At 72.3% G+C, this 17,111-nt stretch carries 12 protein-coding genes; 2 read left to right on the top strand and 10 right to left on the bottom strand.

All coding sequences use genetic code 11. The features are described 5' to 3' along the window. Positions 1-34 precede the first annotated feature (34 nt). The 5 genes from ACJ9NR_RS33100 to ACJ9NR_RS33080 all read right to left on the bottom strand — a co-directional run bounded on the left by ACJ9NR_RS33100 (position 35) and on the right by ACJ9NR_RS33080 (position 7,353). Positions 35-1,369: a wax ester/triacylglycerol synthase family O-acyltransferase gene (locus ACJ9NR_RS33100; RefSeq protein ID WP_412491003.1), complete on the bottom strand. Its 1,335-nt coding sequence runs from the start codon at positions 1,367-1,369 to the stop codon at positions 35-37. 146 nt (positions 1,370-1,515) lie between these two features. Continuing rightward, positions 1,516-3,834, bottom strand: a complete 2,319-nt coding sequence (locus ACJ9NR_RS33095) for a GH92 family glycosyl hydrolase (protein ID WP_412491004.1) — start codon at positions 3,832-3,834, stop codon at positions 1,516-1,518. Positions 3,835-4,036: 202 nt separating this feature from the next. Beyond that, complete coding sequence (glgC, locus tag ACJ9NR_RS33090; RefSeq protein ID WP_412491005.1) at positions 4,037-5,257, bottom strand: glucose-1-phosphate adenylyltransferase; 1,221 nt, start codon at positions 5,255-5,257, stop codon at positions 4,037-4,039. Positions 5,258-5,425: 168 nt separating this feature from the next. Next, complete coding sequence (glgA, locus tag ACJ9NR_RS33085) at positions 5,426-6,577, bottom strand: glycogen synthase (protein ID WP_412491846.1); 1,152 nt, start codon at positions 6,575-6,577, stop codon at positions 5,426-5,428. Between the two features lie 38 nt (positions 6,578-6,615). Then, positions 6,616-7,353 (bottom strand): (2Fe-2S)-binding protein, encoded by a 738-nt coding sequence (locus ACJ9NR_RS33080; protein ID WP_412491006.1) that lies wholly within the window; start codon positions 7,351-7,353, stop codon positions 6,616-6,618. 262 nt (positions 7,354-7,615) lie between these two features. Between ACJ9NR_RS33080 and ACJ9NR_RS33075 the strand changes: the two genes are divergently transcribed. Further along, positions 7,616-8,746: a DMT family transporter gene (locus tag ACJ9NR_RS33075; RefSeq protein ID WP_412491007.1), complete on the top strand. Its 1,131-nt coding sequence runs from the start codon at positions 7,616-7,618 to the stop codon at positions 8,744-8,746. Here ACJ9NR_RS33075 and ACJ9NR_RS33070 read toward each other — a convergent pair. Beyond that, positions 8,736-9,977 (bottom strand): transglycosylase family protein, encoded by a 1,242-nt coding sequence (locus tag ACJ9NR_RS33070; protein ID WP_412491008.1) that lies wholly within the window; start codon positions 9,975-9,977, stop codon positions 8,736-8,738. The genes ACJ9NR_RS33075 and ACJ9NR_RS33070 overlap by 11 nt on opposite strands. 279 nt (positions 9,978-10,256) lie before the next feature. Between ACJ9NR_RS33070 and gnd the strand changes: the two genes are divergently transcribed. Beyond that, complete coding sequence (gnd, locus tag ACJ9NR_RS33065) at positions 10,257-11,696, top strand: NADP-dependent phosphogluconate dehydrogenase (protein WP_412491009.1); 1,440 nt, start codon at positions 10,257-10,259, stop codon at positions 11,694-11,696. A gap of 494 nt (positions 11,697-12,190) precedes the next feature. On the opposite strand, the gene ACJ9NR_RS33060 is transcribed toward gnd, so the two are convergent. The 4 genes from ACJ9NR_RS33060 to ACJ9NR_RS33045 form a co-directional block, all read right to left on the bottom strand. After that, positions 12,191-12,823 carry an aspartate/glutamate racemase family protein gene (locus ACJ9NR_RS33060; RefSeq protein WP_412491010.1) on the bottom strand — a complete coding sequence of 211 codons (633 nt, stop codon included), beginning with the start codon at positions 12,821-12,823 and terminating at the stop codon, positions 12,191-12,193. Between the two features lie 53 nt (positions 12,824-12,876). Further along, positions 12,877-13,230 carry a GNAT family N-acetyltransferase gene (locus ACJ9NR_RS33055; RefSeq protein ID WP_412491011.1) on the bottom strand — a complete coding sequence of 118 codons (354 nt, stop codon included), beginning with the start codon at positions 13,228-13,230 and terminating at the stop codon, positions 12,877-12,879. A gap of 32 nt (positions 13,231-13,262) precedes the next feature. Beyond that, the gene (gene panD / locus ACJ9NR_RS33050; protein WP_412491012.1) at positions 13,263-13,682 is read right to left on the bottom strand and encodes an aspartate 1-decarboxylase; all 420 of its coding nucleotides are present in this window, start codon (positions 13,680-13,682) and stop codon (positions 13,263-13,265) included. Between the two features lie 268 nt (positions 13,683-13,950). Beyond that, positions 13,951-16,818 (bottom strand): glycosyl hydrolase, encoded by a 2,868-nt coding sequence (locus tag ACJ9NR_RS33045; RefSeq protein ID WP_412491013.1) that lies wholly within the window; start codon positions 16,816-16,818, stop codon positions 13,951-13,953. Positions 16,819-17,111 lie beyond the last annotated feature (293 nt).

The raw sequence follows: 17,111 nt of genomic DNA, 5'->3' as shown, positions 1-17,111 counted from the left end.
GGCCGCTCGGGGGGCGAACGCGCGAAGAGGGGGCTCAGGAGCCGCAGGCGGTGATCAGCGTCCGCACCTCCTCGGTGAGCGCGGCGGCCAGCACGGCCAGGTCGGGTACGGCCTTGGCGTCGGCGACGAGGCCGTAGTGGACCCGGCCGCGGTAGGTCGACACGGCCACCGCCAGGGACTGGCCGCGGGCCAGCGGGGCGAAGGGGTAGACCTCGGTGACCGGGTTGCCGCCGAGCTTCAGGCCGATGCCGGGCAGCGGCACACTGGTGACCAGGATGTCGAACCAGAGCCGGGCGGCCTGGCTGACCAGCGGTCCGCCGAGCCGGTGGGCGAGCGCCGGCACGTGGTCGGCGAGCAGGGCCACGGCGCCCGCTCCGCGGTTGGGGCCCGCGTCCTTGTTGCGGTCCATGGCGGTGCGGACCGTGTCGAGCCGGCCGAGCGGGTCGGGGTCGTCCACGGGGAGCCGTATCAGGTAGCCGGAGAGCCGGTTGCCCTGTGGGTGGGCGGTGCGCGGGCGGCGCTTGGAGACGGGGATGAGGGCGCGCGGCGCGACGCCGTCGCTGCCGTCGCCGCGCTCGTCGAGCCAGCGGCGCAGGGCACCCGCGACCACCGCGATCAGGACGTCGTTGACGGTGCCGCCCTGGGTCTTGCGTACGCGCTGGACGTCGTCGAGGTCGATGACGACGCCGGCGGTGCGGCGGGTGCCGGTCGCCTCGGAGGTGAACGCCGGGCAGGGGCGCGTACCGAGGGTGGACACGGCCACGGAGGCACCGATGTCGAGGGCGCGGCCCACGTCGGACAGCGCACCTTTGAGCAGCCCGGGCAGCTTGCGCACATCGGGCAGCGGGCCGCGGCCGGGCTCCTCGGGGCGGGGCCGGCGCTCCGGCAGGTCCATCGGGTCCAGGACGGCGGCGGCGAGCGTCAGCGCCCGCAGGCCGTCGGCCAGGGCGTGGTGGAACTTGAACAGCACGGCGAAGGAGACACCGTCCTCGCCCGGCAGGACATGGGCCTCCCACGGCGGCCTGCCGCGCACCAGCGAGCGCTCCATGAGCCGGCCGGCCTCGGCGTGGAAGTCGGCGGTGGGCGCGTGCAGCAGGACGTGGTGGAGCGGGTCGAAGCCGGGGTCGGCCTCGCGGCTGGCGCTGCCGAAGGACAACGGCCTCAGCGGCGAGGGCTGCCACAGGTCGCGGATGCGCATCCGCAGTCCGGGCACCGCCGCGGCCCGCGCGGCGAGCAGGTCGGCGGCGTGGGCGCCGGCGGTGGGCGAGTGCGCGGAGAAGACACCGAGGGCGCCGAGGTGCATGGGGTGCTCGGCGGACTCGATGTTCCAGAACGCCAGGTCGAGTGGAGCGAGCAGGTCAGTGGTCAATGGCTTGCCTCGCGTCGACGGACGGGTGAGCCAGCAGTCAACCCCTCCGGGGAGATTACGGTCAAGTACGATCAGGCTACGCACAGTTAACAGCAGATTAAGTCCCGTCCCCCTGTTGAGGGACGGGACTCATGGGACTTCTGAGGTCAGTTCAGCGCGGGTGGCGCCGCCTCGGGTGACGTACCCCACTCCGACGGGTGCGGGCCGACCGTGAAGTCGAGCCGGCGCAGGGAGCGCAGCGCGCCGGTGGTCAGATACGTCCGGCCGTAGGACCTGCCGTCGGTCCGGGCCGACTGGATGTACCGGTCGGTGGCGGAGGTGCCCTTCGCGGTGATCGTCAGGGCGCCGCGCGGGTAGTAGCGGCGGTCCAGGGTGAGGTCGACGCGGTCGAAGACCGGCGTGGACAGCCCCCAGGTGTCGAAACCGGGCTGCACCGGGAAGACACCGATGGACGACAGCACGTTCCAGGCGGACATGGTGCCGAGGTCGTCGTTGCCGGTCATACCGGTCGGCGTGTCCGTGAACAGCGTCAGCGCCGCGTGCACGACATCGGTCGTCTTCCACGGCTGCCCGGTGGACAGATACGTGTACGGGGCGATGAGGTCGGGCTCGTTCTGCGGGTTGTACTTGTCGGCGTTGTAGTAGTCGTACGGCCCGTTGACCCAGACCTCGCGGGCCGTCTTCGCCGGATCGGCCAGCAGCCGGTCGTAGGCGAAGAAGGAGTCCAGCCGGTCGTTGGCCGCCTGCTCGCCGCCGATCAGGGAGACCATGCCCGGCAGGTCCTGCGGCACCAGCCACTGGTACTGCCAGGCCGTGCCCTCGTGGAAGCCCTCGCCCTGCGCCGGGTCGGCCGGCCCGGTGAAGGCGCCGGAGGCGTCACGGGCGCGGAAGAAACCGGTCGAGGGGTCGAAGATGTGGCGGTAGCTCTGGGCGCGGGCGGCGTAGCGCGCGGCGTCGGCGTCGTGCCCGAGGTCGCGGGCCATCTGCGCGAGCATCGCGTCCGACAAGGCGTACTCCAGCGTCGCCGAGGCGCCGTGGTCGTAGTCGGAGTCGCCCGGCTTCGCGTGCGGGCGGTTCTTGAGGTACGGCGCGAAGCCCTCGGCGATGTACTCCTTGTTGGCCTCGCGGCCCACGGCCGGCGAGTCCGCGGGCGGCACCCCGTCGGCGTTCCGCTTCAGGGCGCGGTAGGCCCGCTCCGCGTAGCCCCCCAGCAGGCCCTGCTGGTAGGCGTTGGTCAGGAAGGGGGTGACCGGGTCGCCGGTCATGATGTTCGTCTCGACCGTGCCGTAGCCCCACTTGGGCAGCCAGCCGCTCTCCTCGGAGATCTTGATCACCGAGATCGCCATGTCGCGGGCCTCACGGGGCGCGAGCAGCGACAGCAGCTGGGACTGGGTGCGGTAGGTGTCCCACAGGGACCAGTTCTGGTAGTACGTGAAGCCCCTGGTCCGGTGGACCCGCTGGTCCCAGCCGGTGTAGCGGCCGTCGACGTCACTGCCGATGTTGGGCGCCAGGAAGGACCGGTACAGCGAGGAGTAGAAGGTCCGCCGCAGGCTGTCGTCCCCGCCCCGGGCGCGCACGTCGTCCAGGCGGTCCTCCCACGCCCGGTCGGCCCGGTGGCGTACGGAGTCGAAGGAGCGGCCGCCCTCGGCGCGGAGGTTGACCGCGGCGCCGTGGGCGTCGACGTAGGACAGGGCCGTGGCCGCCTCGACCGTGCGGTCCCTGGTGGTGTCGAAGCGGACGTAGGCGCCACCGGAACCGCTCTTGGAGCCCGCGGTCACCGTCGAGCCGTCCCAGGTCCCGTAGGCGGTGAAGGGACGGTCGAAGCGGGTGATGGTGTAGACGGTGTACGGCTTGGTGTCCTGGCAGAAGCCGCGGCCGGTGATCGCCGTGCGCACGGTGCGGTGGTCCAGGATCTCGACCCTGGTGGAGACCGTGGTGTGCAGCGACTGGGCCGCGTTCAGCAGCACGTTGGCCTTGTCGGTGGCCGGGAAGGTGTAGCGCTGCACGCCGGTGCGGGCGGTCGCGGTCAGCTCGGCCCGGATGCCGCTCTGCAGGCCGACCTCGTAGTAGCCGGGGCGCGCCCGCTCGTCGTCGTGGCTGAACCCGGCCGCGTACCTGGCGTAGTCCGTCTGCGTGACGTCGCCCGTCGTCGGCAGGACCGGCAGGTCGCCGCCGAGGCCGCAGCCGACACCGGACAGGTGGACCAGGGAGAACCCGCGGATGTGGTTCTGGGCGTAGTCGTAGCCGGTGTTGTGGCCGGTGTCCGGCGAGAACTGCACCATGCCGAAGGGCACGGCCGCGCCGGGATAGGTGTTGCCCTCGTTCTGGGTGCCGATGAACGGGTTCACCAGGTCGGTGAGGTGGGTGTCGCTCGGCTCGGCGGCCCGGGCGGCGGGAACGGCGAACAGCGACGACGCTGCCACCGCTCCCGCGAGGCCCAGGCGCAGGCGCCGGGTCCATCTCATACGGGAAGACCTCCGTCGGGTGGGTGTGCTGAACTCGCGGACATGCCGGTGACAACGTTGTCGTCCGCCACCGACAACAACGTTGTCAGGGAGAGCAGTTGGCATGACAGCACGGATTCCAGCGTGCGTCCAGGGACATGACAAACGCGGCGGCCGGCCGGTCCGGGGCCGGCCGGTCCGCGCGCGTGGGCCCGGAGGCCGCCTACGGCACCACCTGGTTCTTCCCCAGCGCGATCACTCCGCCCTTGGAGACGGTGTACAACTCCGCGTCCCGCTCGGGGTTGACACCGATCGTCGCGCCCGGGGGCACCTCGACGTTCTTGTCCAGGACCGCGCCGCGGACGACCGCGCCGCGGCCGATGTGGACGTTGTCGTGCAGCACCGAGCCCTGGACGACGGCTCCGGGGTCGACGCGGACGCCGGGCGACAGGACGGAGCGGGTGACCTGGCCGCGGATGAGGCAGCCGGCGCTGATGATGGACTCGCTCGCCATGCCGCCCGCGTTGAAGCGGGCCGGGGAGAGCTGGTACGAGTGCGTGTAGACGGGCCACTGCCGGTTGTAGAGGTTGAACGCCGGGCGCTCGGCGATCAGGTCCATGTGGGCGTCGTAATAGGCGTCGAGGGTGCCCACGTCGCGCCAGTAGCCCTGGTCCCGGGTGGTCTCGCCGGGCACGTGGTTGGCGCTGAAGTCGTACAGCTGGGCCTCGCCGCGCTCGGTGAGCTGGGGCAGGATAGAGCCGCCCATGTCGTGCACCGAGTGCTCGTCCTCGGCGTCCCGCTGCAGCGCCTCGATGAGCGCCTTGGTGGTGAAGATGTAGTTGCCCATGGAGGCGAAGACGCAGTCCGGGTCGTCCGCCAGGCCGGGCGGATCGGCGGGCTTCTCCAGGAAGCGCTCCACCGACAGGCCGTCCGAGCCCGGGGAGATCACCCCGAACTGCGAGGACTCCGAGCGCGGGACGCGGATGCCGGCGACCGTGACGCCCGCGCCGCTCTCGATGTGCTGGGCGAGCATCTGGCGCGGGTCCATGCGGTACACGTGGTCTGCGCCGAACACCGCGACGTACTCCGGTCCCTCGTCGTGGACGAGGTTCAGGGACTGCAGGATGGCGTCGGCGCTGCCCAGGTACCAGCGCGGGCCGAGCCGCTGCTGGGCCGGGACCGGGGTGACGTAGTTGCCCAGCAGGCTGGACATCCGCCAGGTGGTGGTGATGTGCCGGTCCAGCGAGTGCGACTTGTACTGCGTGAGGACGCAGACGCGCAGGATGTCGCCGTTGACGAGGTTGGACAGGACGAAGTCGACCAGGCGGTAGGTGCCGCCGAAGGTGACCGCTGGTTTGGCGCGGTCCGCGGTCAGGGGCATCAGGCGTTTGCCCTCTCCGCCCGCCAGTACGATCCCGAGCACCGAAGGTCCGCCACGACGCATGGCCGCTCCCCTCACCGTGGTTGATCCATCCTTGCCCCCGCCCGGGGCGGTGTAAGCCTGTTCGAAGGACTGCCGCCGCTGTCCTCGTCCACTTCTCGTCCACTCCTGCTTGAGGATCTCCGCTACCCCTGCTTGAGGACCTCCTCTACCCCTGCTTGAGGACCTCCTCTATCCCTGCTTGAGAATCTCCTCGTACAGACCGACCGTGCGGCGGGCGACGGCGTCCCAGCCGAACTCACCCACCGCGCGCTCCCGGCCGGCCTCGCCCATCCGCCGGGCGGTCTCCGGGTCACCGATCACCGAGTCGAGGGCCCGCGCGAGGGACGCCTCGAAGTCGTCGTCCACGTCGACGAGCAGGCCCGTCCTGCCGTCGTCGACGACCTCGGGGATGCCGCCGACCCGGGAGGCCACGACGGGTGTCCCGCAGGCCATCGCCTCCAGGTTGACGATGCCGAGGGGCTCGTACACCGACGGGCAGACGAACGCGGCCGCGTGGGTCAGCAGCTGGATCACCTCGGGGCGCGGCAGCATCTGCGGGATCCAGTGCACGCCCTCGCGCACCCGGCCGAGGTCCTCGTACAGCGCGCGGAACTCCCGGTCGATCTCCGGTGTGTCGGGCGCTCCCGCGCACAGCACGACCTGCGCGGACGGGTCGATGTCCCGCACCGCCCGCAGCAGGTGGGGCACGCCCTTCTGCCGGGTGATGCGGCCGACGAACAGCACGAAGGGGCGCTTGGTGTCCAGGCCGACGCGCTCCAGCACGTCGGTGCCGTGGTCGGGGCGGTACAGGGTGGTGTCGATGCCGTTGTGCACGATGTGGACCCGGGCGGGGTCCAGGGCCGGATAGCAGTCGAGGATGTCCTCGCGCATGGCGCCGGAGACGGCGATCACCGCGTCGGCGGACTCGATCGCGGTGCGCTCGGCCCAGCCGGACAGGGCGTATCCGCCGCCGAGCTGCTCGGCCTTCCAGGGCCGCAGGGGCTCCAGGGAGTGCGCGGTCATCACGTGCGGGATGCCGTAGAGCATCTTGGCGAGGTGGCCGGCGAGGTTGGCGTACCAGGTGTGGGAGTGCACGAGTTCGCGGCCCTCGACCCCGGCGGTCATCGCGAGGTCGACGGAGAACGTGCGCAGCGCGTCGTTGGCGGTGTCCAGGGCGGCCCAGGGGCGGTGGCGTGCGACGCCCACCCCGCGGCCCTCGCCCCAGCAGTGCACCTCCAGGTCGACCAGGGAGCTCAGCTCCCGGGCGAGGAACTCCACGTGGACGCCCGCACCGCCGTACACGTCCGGCGGGTACTCCCGGGTCAGCAGTCCCACTCGCACCCGCAACCCCCAGCTCTCGGCGACCGGTTCCCTCATGGTCACCCAGATGTCCCGCGCGCGGAAGAGCACGGCGGCCGCGGGAAGCAGCAGTCACCGCACACGCCCCCGCCGGGCACGCGGTAGTACAGGCAGCAGCTGCGGCGCCGGAAGGCGGTGCCGGTGAGGGTGCCGGTGGCGGACAGCAGGGGGTGGGCGAGGAGCTGCGCGGTGAGGGCGCGGGTGCGGGCGGCGGCCTCGGTGCGGCCGTGCCGGTACGCCCACTGCTCCAGCTGCCGGGCGGCGCCCGCCAGCGCCGAGGCCGCGTTGCCCCACAGCAGTCCGGCCGCGACGCGGTGGCGGGCGCGCAGGGCCGCCGCCAGCGGTTCCAGATGGCCGTGCAGCACGGTGTCCGCGACGCTCGCGGCGTGGGCGGGCAGCGGGCGGACCTCGGGCAGCCACAGGTCGTCGGGAGGGCCGGCGCCGGGGTCCCAGTGCAGCAGTGCCGGGTCGAGGTCGGGCACGGCGCCGTAGCGGACGGCGCAGCCCAGCGTCACCGACCACAGGCGGGCGGCGAGACCCTGCTGGGCCACGGAGGCCGCGATCCGCACCTCGGGGGCGCGCAGCGACCGGGCGACCTTTTCGACCCGAAAAGTAATAGGATCTGCCTCAGCGTCGGAGAACTGGTCCCCGTACGCGCGGGCGAGCGTCGGCAACGACCCCCGCGGCGCCCCGCCGGTGCGCAGTACGAAGAAGCCGCCGAGCGGTTCGAGGGCGGCGAGATCCTGGTCGAGCTCCACGAAGGGCAGTAGTACCCGAAGGACCCGGTCCGCGAAAAGCAGTGGCTGTCAGGGGGCCCTGGGGGTTCCCATTGGGGGTGCCGCTCCGCTGTCGCCCACCTTGGGGAGGACGGCGCCCGATTCGTACTCCATCGGCAGTAGGACCCATTGACTGCTCAGGGACGACGACGGGAAGAGATCGGCAAGGCATCGTGTTGGTCATGAAGGCCGACCGTTCGTCGCGCGGGGCGCACCGCACCCGCCACACGCAGAGGAGCAGCTCATGAGTGCCCTCGCGTTGTCCGTTCTGCTGTCGCTCGTCTCCGCCGTGGCGTACGCGGGCGGGGCGATCGTGCAGGAGCACGTTGCGGTGTCCTCGCCCGGTCGGCAGTACGCGCCGCTGCGCCGGACGGCCTGGTGGGCCGCGGTCGCGCTCAACGGCCTGGGCGGACTGCTGCACGTGGTGGCGCTGGCCTACGGCCCGCTCAGCCTGGTGCAGCCGCTCGGCGCGCTGACGATCGTGTTCGCGCTGCCGATGGCGGCGCTGTTCGTGGGCCGCAGGGCCGGCGCGACCGCCTGGCGGGGCGCGGTCATGGCGACCGTGGGCCTGGCCGGCCTGCTGTCCCTGGTGGCCTCCTCCGACGCCCAGTCGCTGTCGACGGCCCAGCGGGTCGCCGTGGCCGTCGTCTCCGGCGGCGTGGTCGTGGCGCTGATGATCGCGGGCCGGGCCGCCCACCGGCACCCGGCGGTGCGCAGCATGCTGCTCGCCACCGGCTCCGGCATCGCCTTCGGCATGTCCTCGGTGTTCACCAAGACCGTCGCGGTCGACTGGACGGACGGCGTGTCCGCGGCCGATCTGCCCTTCCTGGCCGTCATCGCCGTCCTCGCCACGGCCGGCATGCTGCTGTCCCAGGCCTCCTACCGGGGCGCCGGCCTCGCCGCCCCGCTGGCCACCCTGACCGTAGTGAACCCGGTGGTCGCGGCCGCGCTCGGCATCACGATGTTCGGCGAGACCTTCCGCTACGGCACCACGGGCACCGTGCTCGCACTGGCCTGCGGCGTGGTCGCGGCGGGCGGCCTGATCCTGCTGACGACGGAGCGCATCACGCGCACCGCCGCCGGGAGCGCGCCGGAGCCCCTGGCCGTACCGCGGCCGGCCGAGCCCGTCGCCGCCGGGCCGACGCCCGTGGAGGAGCTGCTCGCCACGATCCCGGAGCAGCCGGCGAACGCGCCGCGCGAGGAGACGCTGGTCCCCGCCCAGACGGGCCCGGCCGTCCTGGCCGTGGCCTACGGCGGCGAGGACGACGTCCCGGCCGCCGACCCGGCCCGCTACCGCTTCTACGGCCCCTTCTACGGCGGCTCGTACGTCCCGGTGCCGGACCTCGGCCGGCACCGGGAGCGTGTCAGATCGTGACGCCTCCGGCCCTGAGATAGGCGACGGGGTCGATGTCGGAACCGAAGCCGGGCCCGGTCCGCACCTCGAAGTGCAGATGCGGGCCCGTGGCGTTCCCGGTCGCCCCGGAGCGGCCGATGCGCTGCCCGCCACCGACGCTCTGCCCGGGCTTCACGGAGATCGCGGACAGATGGGCGTACTGGCTGAAGCGGCCGTCGGCGTGCCGGACGACCACCTGGTAGCCGTAGGAGCCGCCCCAGCCGGCGGAGACCACCCGTCCCGCGGCGATCGCCCTGACGGTCGTGCCGGTGGGCACGGGGAAGTCGACGCCGGTGTGGTAACCCTTCGACCAGGAGGTGCCGGCCTCGTGGTACGGGGTGCCGGTGGGCCCGTGGACCGGCGCGACGAGCGCGTGGCCGCTGCCGGTGGCCTTCTGCCCGGCGGCCGAGGACGCCTTCTTCTTCGTGGTCTCTTTCTTGGTCTCCTTCGTGGTCTTGCGGGGCTCGGCGCGCGTGGCCCTGTGGGACTCGGCGTGTGTCGTCCTGTGCGGCTCGGCGCGCGTGGACGACGCCTCGCTCGTCCCGGCCGGGTGCGGGGCGGGGGCCGTGCCGCGCAGGTTCAGCCGCTGGCCCGGCAGGATCAGGTCCGGGTCCGCTCCGACGGTCCCGCGGTTCGCGGCGTACAGCCGGTGCCAGCCGCCGCGCACGTGCTCGGTCTCGGCGATCTCGGAGAGGCTGTCGCCGCGCACCACCGTGTACATCTCCGCGCTGCCCGCCCGCGACTGGGGCGTCGTCTGCGGCTGCACGTCCCGCACGGAGGTCTTCCTGACGGTGCTCCGGCCTCCCGCGTCCGGGTGGGTGTCCGCGGTGGCGCCGCCCCGGGTCAGCCCGGCCTTCACCGAGCACACCGGCCAGGCACGCGGCCCCTGTCCGTCCAGGACCTTCTCGGCGACGGCGATCTGCTGGTCCTTGGTGGCCAGATCCGCCCGCGCCGCGTACTTCGTGCCGCCGTAGGCCTCCCACGTGGACCGGGTGAACTGCAGTCCGCCGTAGAAGCCGTTGCCGGTGTTGATGCTCCAGTTGTTCGTCGACTCGCAGGCGGCCACCTTGTTCCAGGTGGACACGTCGGCGGCATGGGCGGTGCCGGTGCCGATCAGCGGGATCGCCATGCCGGCGCCCGAGGCGGTGACGGTGAGTGAGGCGCGGTTGATCCTGTTCGGCTGATACCGGCGGTGCCGGCCGCGTACGGCCATGAAGATCCCCCTCGACATGCGTCAGGAGGGCCAAAAGTAAGCGCCGCGAACAGGCCATGACAAGACGGCAATCGGCCGCCCTGAACACACAAGCACCCAGGAATAGACGCCAGTTGCACACACGCTGAGGCGGGTGGGGCCCATGGTGCGTATCTGCCTACGGTATGCCGGGCACCCCGGACATGCGCCCGGCGTACCGGCACGTCAGGATGGCGGTGGGGCGATACTGACGGGCACGACCGGCACCACCGATTAACGGATCCTTAGGAGCCAAACCGAATGAGCACTTCAGCCCAGATCGGCGTCACCGGACTCGCGGTCATGGGCCGCAACCTCGCCCGCAACTTCGCGCGCAACGGCTACACGGTCGCCCTGCACAACCGGACGGCGTCGCGCACGCACGCCCTGGTCGAGGAGTTCGGGAGCGAGGGCGACTTCATCGCGGCCGAGACCGCGAAGGAGTTCGTGGCGGCGCTCGAGCGGCCGCGGCGCCTGGTCATCATGGTGAAGGCCGGCGACCCCACCGACGCGGTGATCCACGAGTTCGCCCCGCTCCTGGAACCCGGCGACATGATCATCGACGGTGGCAACGCGCACTTCGCCGACACCCGGCGCCGGGAGCGCGAACTGCGCGAGCAGGGCATCCACTTCGTGGGCATGGGCGTCTCCGGCGGCGAGGAGGGCGCGCTGAACGGGCCGAGCATCATGCCCGGCGGCCCCAAGGAGTCCTACGACTCCCTCGGCCCGATGCTGGAGAAGATCTCCGCGAAGGCGAAGGACGGCTCGCCCTGCGTGACCCACGTGGGTCCCGACGGCGCCGGCCACTTCGTGAAGATGGTCCACAACGGCATCGAGTACGCCGACATGCAGCTGATCGGCGAGGCCTACCAGCTGCTGCGCGACGTCGCCGGGTACTCCCCCGCGCAGATCGCCGAGATCTTCCGCACCTGGAACACCGGCCGGCTCGACTCCTACCTGATCGAGATCACCGCCGAGGTGCTGTCCCACGTGGACGCCGCGACCGGCAGGCCGTTCGTGGACGTGGTGGTGGACCAGGCCGAGCAGAAGGGCACCGGCCGCTGGACCGTCCAGATCGCTCTCGACCTCGGCGTCCCGGTCTCCGGCATCGCGGAGGCGGTCTTCGCCCGCTCCCTGTCCGGCCACGCGGCCCTGCGCGAGGCGTCCCGCGGACTGGCCGGCCCGAAGGCCACCCCCCTCTCCGAGTCCGAGGCGGCGGCCTTCGCCGACCGCGTCGAGCAGGCGCTGTACGCGTCGAAGATCGTCTCCTACACCCAGGGCTTCCACGAGATCCAGGCCGGCAGCGAGGAGTACGACTGGGACATCGACCTGGGCGCGGTCTCCGCGATCTGGCGCGGCGGCTGCATCATCCGCGCCGCCTTCCTGGACCGCATCCGCGCCGCCTACGACGCCCGCGCCGAGCTGCCCAGCCTGCTCTCCGACGACACCTTCGCCCAGGAGATCGCGGCCGCCCAGGACGACTGGCGCGAGGTCGTGATCGCCGCGACCCGCCAGGGCGTCCCCACGCCGGGCTTCGCCGCCGCCCTCGCGTACTACGACGCGCTGCGCGCCGAGCGGTTGCCCGCGGCGCTCACCCAGGGCCAGCGGGACTTCTTCGGGGCGCACACGTACCGGAGGGTGGACCAGGACGGGGCGTTCCACACGCTGTGGGGCGGGGACCGGTCCGAGGTGTCCGCCTAGCGGGCGGCCCGGTTCCCTGGGGCGCGGGCGGCCGCCGCCGGCCGACCGCGCCCGGCGGCGGGGCCGGGCACGGCACCGCCGCCGGAGGGTGCCGCGGTGGGCGCTGTTCCCTCACGCGCCCACCGCTCTCCCTCTCGGTGGCTCACCGCAGCGGCGGGCCGGGCTCCGGGTTCGGCACCGGCTCCGGGCCCGGTGGCACCGGGGACGGGGAGGGGTCCGGCGTGGGAGTCGGAGGTGAGGGCGGCTGCGGCGGCGGAGTGGGCTCCGGGGACGGCGGCTGGGGGGTGGGAACCGGTGAGGGGTACGGGTCGGGGGGCTGCGGGTCCGGGCCGCCGGGCGTGGGCCCCGGGGGGACGGGTTCGGGACGGGGGTCGGTCATCAGGTCCTCCGGCCAGTCGGTCGACGTCGGCTCTGGACTAATCCCCCGCCTACCCGGCGCCCGCGTCCCCACTCACCCGCCCGCAGGACGCCGACAGCCCCGAGTGGGCCTGCCGTCAACCGGTCGGCAGCGCCGCCGCCGCTGCCGCCAGCCCCGCGCGGGGGCTGGACAGCACCGGGACCGCGGTCGTCGTCAGGTGTTCGGCCGGGGCCATGGAGCCCTGGGCCAGGACGATCGCGTCGGCGTCGGTGACCGCGTCGGCCGCGGCCGCCACGAGGCGGGCGCAGCCCTCGGTGTCACCGGACGCGAAGCACTCCCAGGCGCCCTCGACGAGGCGGGTCCGTACCCGGGCGGGGCGTCCGGCGCGGAGAGCCTCCTGCCGGATCAGGGCCGTCGTGGGGCCGAGGGTGCTCTCGACCGTGGCCAGGACCACGATCCGGGCGCCCGCGGCCACCGCGGCCGCCGCCATCGGGCGATCGGAGCGCAGGACGGGCGCCGTGACGGCGGCCTGCTCCGCGACGCCGCCGATCGTCGAGCAGGTGCACAGAACGGCGGCGGCGCCCTGCCGCACCGCCTCGCCCAGCACCGCGCGCACCGCGTCCGCCACCGCCTCGGGGCCCTCGCGCCGGGCCCGGGCCAGCAGTCCCTCGTCGACGAAGTGCCGTAGTTCCAGGCCCTGATGATGCGCGTCGCGCAGCGCCTCGAAGACCGGGACGTGGAGGGGTGAGGTGTGCAGCAGGGCGAGCACGGGGCGCCGGCGACCTTTCTCGGGAGATTCCGGTACGGCTTCCTGGGGCGGTGTCAGAGGCGGCCCGGATGCTCCGTCAGCCGGCGCTTCGCCGCCCGCAGCAGCTCCGGGTCGGCAGCCGGGGCCTCGTCGGGGTGGCGTTCGGCCCACTTGACGACGTAGGGGCAGAGCGGGGCGACGACGACTCCCTCGCGCCCGGCGATGGCGTACAGCTCACGGGCCAGTGAGCCCGCGATGCCCTTCCCCTCGTGGGCCGGCTCCACGACGGTGTGCACGGGGACCAGGGCGCGCGCGGGCGATTCGAGGACGAAGTACTCGATGTGGCCGACGACTTCGCCGCCCGTGCCGTCGCCGGTCGCCTCCAGGCGGCCCGCCGTCCGGTCGTCGCGGATCTCGAGATCGCTCATCGGCACGCTCCTGGTCGGCAGGTCGGCGAGGGTCAGGCCCGGACGGCCTGCGGGCTGCGCTCCTGGTCGGAGCCGGGCACCGGCTCGGACGGGTCGGTGCCCAGGGCGACGACGCGGTTGTCGCGGTCCACGTGCACGACCCGGGGCCGCAGGGCCCTGGCCTCCGCGTCGGTCACCTGAGCGTAGCTGATGATGATCACCAGGTCGCCGGGGTGCACGAGATGGGCGGCGGCGCCGTTGATCCCGATCACACCGGAGCCCCGCTCCCCCTCGATGACGTACGTCTCAAGGCGCGCGCCGTTGGTGATGTCGACGATGTGCACCAGCTCACCGGGCAGCAGATCGGCGGCGTCGAGCAGGTCGGCGTCGATGGTCACCGAGCCGACGTAGTGCAGGTCGGCCTGGGTGACGGTGGCGCGGTGGATCTTGGACTTGAACATGGTGCGCAGCATTCAGTACTCCCAAAACTCGCTCCCTGCCTGATTTCCCAGGTCAAGGGCTGTCTTCTCAGACTACAAGGGCGCTTGCCGCCGGCCCGGCCGCGGGCCGGCGGCCGACGGCCTCCCTCAGGGTAGGGACCGGCATGCCGGAACCGCACCGAGAGCTCGGTCACGTGCCCTCTCCGGGACGGCTGCGCGTCCCGGAGAGGGACCCGGCTCCGTCCGGCGTGCGGCCCGTTCGGGCCGTGTGCCGGACGGAGTTCGTGGTTCGTGTCGCCGGTCAGGTGAAGGGCAGTCGGACGACCGCCTGGGTGCCGGTGGCGACGGTGCTGGGGGCGTGGCCCAGGGCGTTCCAGATCAGGACCCGCACGGTTCCGTTCCTCAGGTCGCAGGAGGTGCCGGTCGCGGAGGCGAGCCCGGCGGCGTCGGTGTAGTGCTCCCAGCCGGGGACGGGGTCGGTGGCGAAGTAGCGGTAGGTCTCGACGCGGTCCCAGGTCCCGCTGCCGGTGCAGTCGTACGACACCTGGAGCTGGACTCCGTTGCCGACGGCCTGCTGAGCGTCGACGGCCAGGTCGAACCGGGCGGTGCCGCCCGCGTACTTCATGTTCAGCCCGGAGGCGGTGAAGGCCAGCGGCCTGTACGGAGTGCCGTCGTGGTTGACGCTGTCGGCGGACGCCACGGTCACACTGCCCGCGGTCCCGGCCGTGTCCGTCAGCGTCCCGTCACCGCTCAGGTACAACGTGGGCGACGTCCCCGAGTTCCCGGGCGGCGTGGGAGTCGGGGTCGGGGTGGGAGTCGGGGTCGGGGTGGGCGTGGGGTCCGTGCCGCCGGGACCGCTGCCGCCGGTCCAGGTGTGGGCGCCGGCCGTGACCGTCTTCCCCGCGGGCACCTGCACGGTGGTGCCGTCGGAGAAGTGCACGGTGATGGCGGCGGCGGTGGTGTCGGCGGCGACGTAGGTGCGGGCGCCGTTCTTGACGAAGACCGCAGTCAGCGGGCTGTCGGCGGTGACGCCGGTGTCCACGGTGCCGAGGGCGGCAAGGTTACGGATCCAGTGGAAGGTGTGGGCCTTGCTCTCGCCCTCCTCGGAGGTCAGGGAACTGTTGGCGCGGAAGTCCGCCAGGGCCGCGTCGCCGTCGCCCAGGGCCAGGTACTCGTACCAGATGTCGGGCCAGATGCCGGGCTGGGTCTTGCCGGCCTGGTCGAGCATCTCCTGGTAGTTGGCCTTGACGTAGGCGGGGTCGTCGCCCAGGTAGAGGTGTCCGCCGGTCACCGGCAGCAGGTTGATGCCCTGGATCTGTTCGGGGGCGCTGGAGAACCAGGTGGAGTACGCGCCGCCGTTGCCCCAGACCATGCCGACCTCCTTGTGCGGGAAGTCGCTCGGATAGATCTCGTCCTTGGTGTCGAACCAGTAGTCCTGCACGGCGGCGGCCTGTGTGGTGTACATGTAGATGCCGGCGTCCCGGACGGCCTTGTTCCCGGTGGCGGTGCCCCACTGGATGAGCGCGTTGTCGAAGTTCATCCCCTCGGACGAGGACTCCTGGTTGTTGCCCGCGGCGAACGAGCCGTGGCCCGAGGCCCAGTCGTGGCCGCTGTAGATGTCGAAGTCACGCAGGTAGGGGAAGCGCTTGTCGGCGCGGTCGTAGTTGTCGGCGTCGCGGATCAGCAGGTCCACCATGCCGCCGTACTGGGTGGAACCGGCCCAGGCCGGGTCGAACCTGGCGAGGGTCGCGGCCGCGGCGATGTAGTAGCCGTAGTGGAAGTGGTGGTCGTTCAGCTCCTGGTCGGACCCGTAGGAGGCCGGGTAGCCGATCAGGGTGCCCCACTTGTCGTCGTAGTAGAACAGGTGGCCCGTCTCGCCCGGCGAGGCGGTGAACCAGTCCGTCAGCTTGGACTTGATCGCCGCGAGGGCGGCGTCGCGCACGGCCGTGTTGCCGGTCTGGTCGGCGATCTCCGCCAGCCGGGCCGCGCGGCCGAGTCCCTTGCCGGTCCAGTAGGTGTCGTCGCTCTGCTGCCGGGTCGGGTCGGCCTTCTCCGCGTTCAGGTGGTTCTGCAGGGTGGTGGCGTCGGCCCCGGAACTGTCGGCCACGGCAGGCACCTCGGGGAGAACGCCGTGGAAGACCATCGACGTCGTGAAGGAGGTGATGCCGGTGAGCACCTTCAGCGGGCCGCGCGAGGAGATGTACCTCTGCGGCAGCGGGCTGCCGCCGGCGAGGTGGCGCCACTGGTGCGGCATCAGCGCCGCGACCGTGCCCTTGCCGGTGCCCTCCATGGCGGTGGTGGTGAAGCCGTACTTCGTCGTGACGGTGCTGCTCGCCTCGTCGTACGCGTACGACACGGCGGTGCCGGTGACGTGGTTGTGGGCGTACTCGGCGTACTCGTCCGCCAGCGCGGCCCGGTCCGTGGCCGGCGTGGAAGGCGTGGTCGGCAGCACGGCGATCGAGAAGTAGTCCTTGCCCGCGAGCGAGGACGTGAAGGTGGTACCGGAACCGTCGGCCGACCAGGTGGCACCGCTCGGGGCGAAGGCGGCGTAGTCGTGTCCGGCGATGGTGTAGCCGAGCATCGGACCGGAACGGGACCACACGTCGGCCGTCGCGCCGGAGGCCACCTTGATCTGCGCGTCGCCGCCGGTCGCCCGGAAGTAGGCGAACGGCAGACCGGAGCCGATGGTCGCCCGGAGCGTGTGCGTGCCGTCGCTCAGCACGGGGCTGACGGTCCAGTCGCTCCAGTCGTCGACCTTCACCTCGGGAGCGTTCAGCCCTGCCACCCCGGCGACGAAGTCCTCGGTGTAGTCGAAGTGGTACTCACCCACGCCCTTGGCGCTGCCGGAGATCGTGGGCTTGGTGCTGTAGGAGACCCCGAGCCCTGCCGACCGCGCCCGGAAGCCGAGCGGCTGCGCGAACAGCGGCTCCCCGTAGGCGCAGTTGGTGCGCTTCCACAGGATCGATGACCACCAGTCGTTGGTGGGGACGGCGCCCGCCGGGGCGTCGGCCGTCACCCAGTGGCGCGGGTTGGTGGACAGGTCCGCGCATCCCGAGGGCAGCGGGCCGGGCGCCGTGGTGGTGTAGCTGCCGGCACCCACCGTGTCGGCGCCGGCCGCCGGGGTGTCGAGCACCGTGAGCACGGCGCCGAGGAGGGCGGCGACGGCCATGAGGACCACCGTCCGCCGCCGGGCCGAGGACCCCGGGGCCGCTCTTAAGGGCTGGGCTCCGTCTCTGGACATTGATGCACACCCTTCAGCAGGAGAGAAAGCAGGCGGACGACCCGCGGCTGCGGGCGCGGCGGGCCGTCGGACGGATCAGCGATCCGAGGTGACTTTCGTTTCCCAGGTCTAGGCCATTCGGCACCCGGGCTCTTGCAGCTTGAGAGCGCTCTCAAAGCGGGAAGGCTAGGCTCACGCAGGGTGGTCGTCAATACGATGCGCAATGATCGTTCGACGATCGT

Source organism: Streptomyces sediminimaris, assembly GCF_047049295.1.
Classification (GTDB): domain Bacteria; phylum Actinomycetota; class Actinomycetes; order Streptomycetales; family Streptomycetaceae; genus Streptomyces; species Streptomyces sediminimaris.
This window is presented reverse-complemented; position numbering and strand designations above follow the sequence as displayed.

Coding starts and splice junctions, on each gene's coding strand:
- ACJ9NR_RS33075 (WP_412491007.1), top strand. CDS start 7,616: ATGAGTGCCCTCGCGTTGTCCGTTCTGCTGTCGCTCGTCTCCGCCGTG.
- ACJ9NR_RS33055 (WP_412491011.1), bottom strand. CDS start 13,230: ATGAGCGATCTCGAGATCCGCGACGACCGGACGGCGGGCCGCCTGGAG.
- ACJ9NR_RS33095 (WP_412491004.1), bottom strand. CDS start 3,834: ATGAGATGGACCCGGCGCCTGCGCCTGGGCCTCGCGGGAGCGGTGGCA.
- glgC (WP_412491005.1), bottom strand. CDS start 5,257: ATGCGTCGTGGCGGACCTTCGGTGCTCGGGATCGTACTGGCGGGCGGA.
- gnd (WP_412491009.1), top strand. CDS start 10,257: ATGAGCACTTCAGCCCAGATCGGCGTCACCGGACTCGCGGTCATGGGC.
- ACJ9NR_RS33070 (WP_412491008.1), bottom strand. CDS start 9,977: ATGGCCGTACGCGGCCGGCACCGCCGGTATCAGCCGAACAGGATCAAC.
- panD (WP_412491012.1), bottom strand. CDS start 13,682: ATGCTGCGCACCATGTTCAAGTCCAAGATCCACCGCGCCACCGTCACC.
- ACJ9NR_RS33045 (WP_412491013.1), bottom strand. CDS start 16,818: ATGGCCGTCGCCGCCCTCCTCGGCGCCGTGCTCACGGTGCTCGACACC.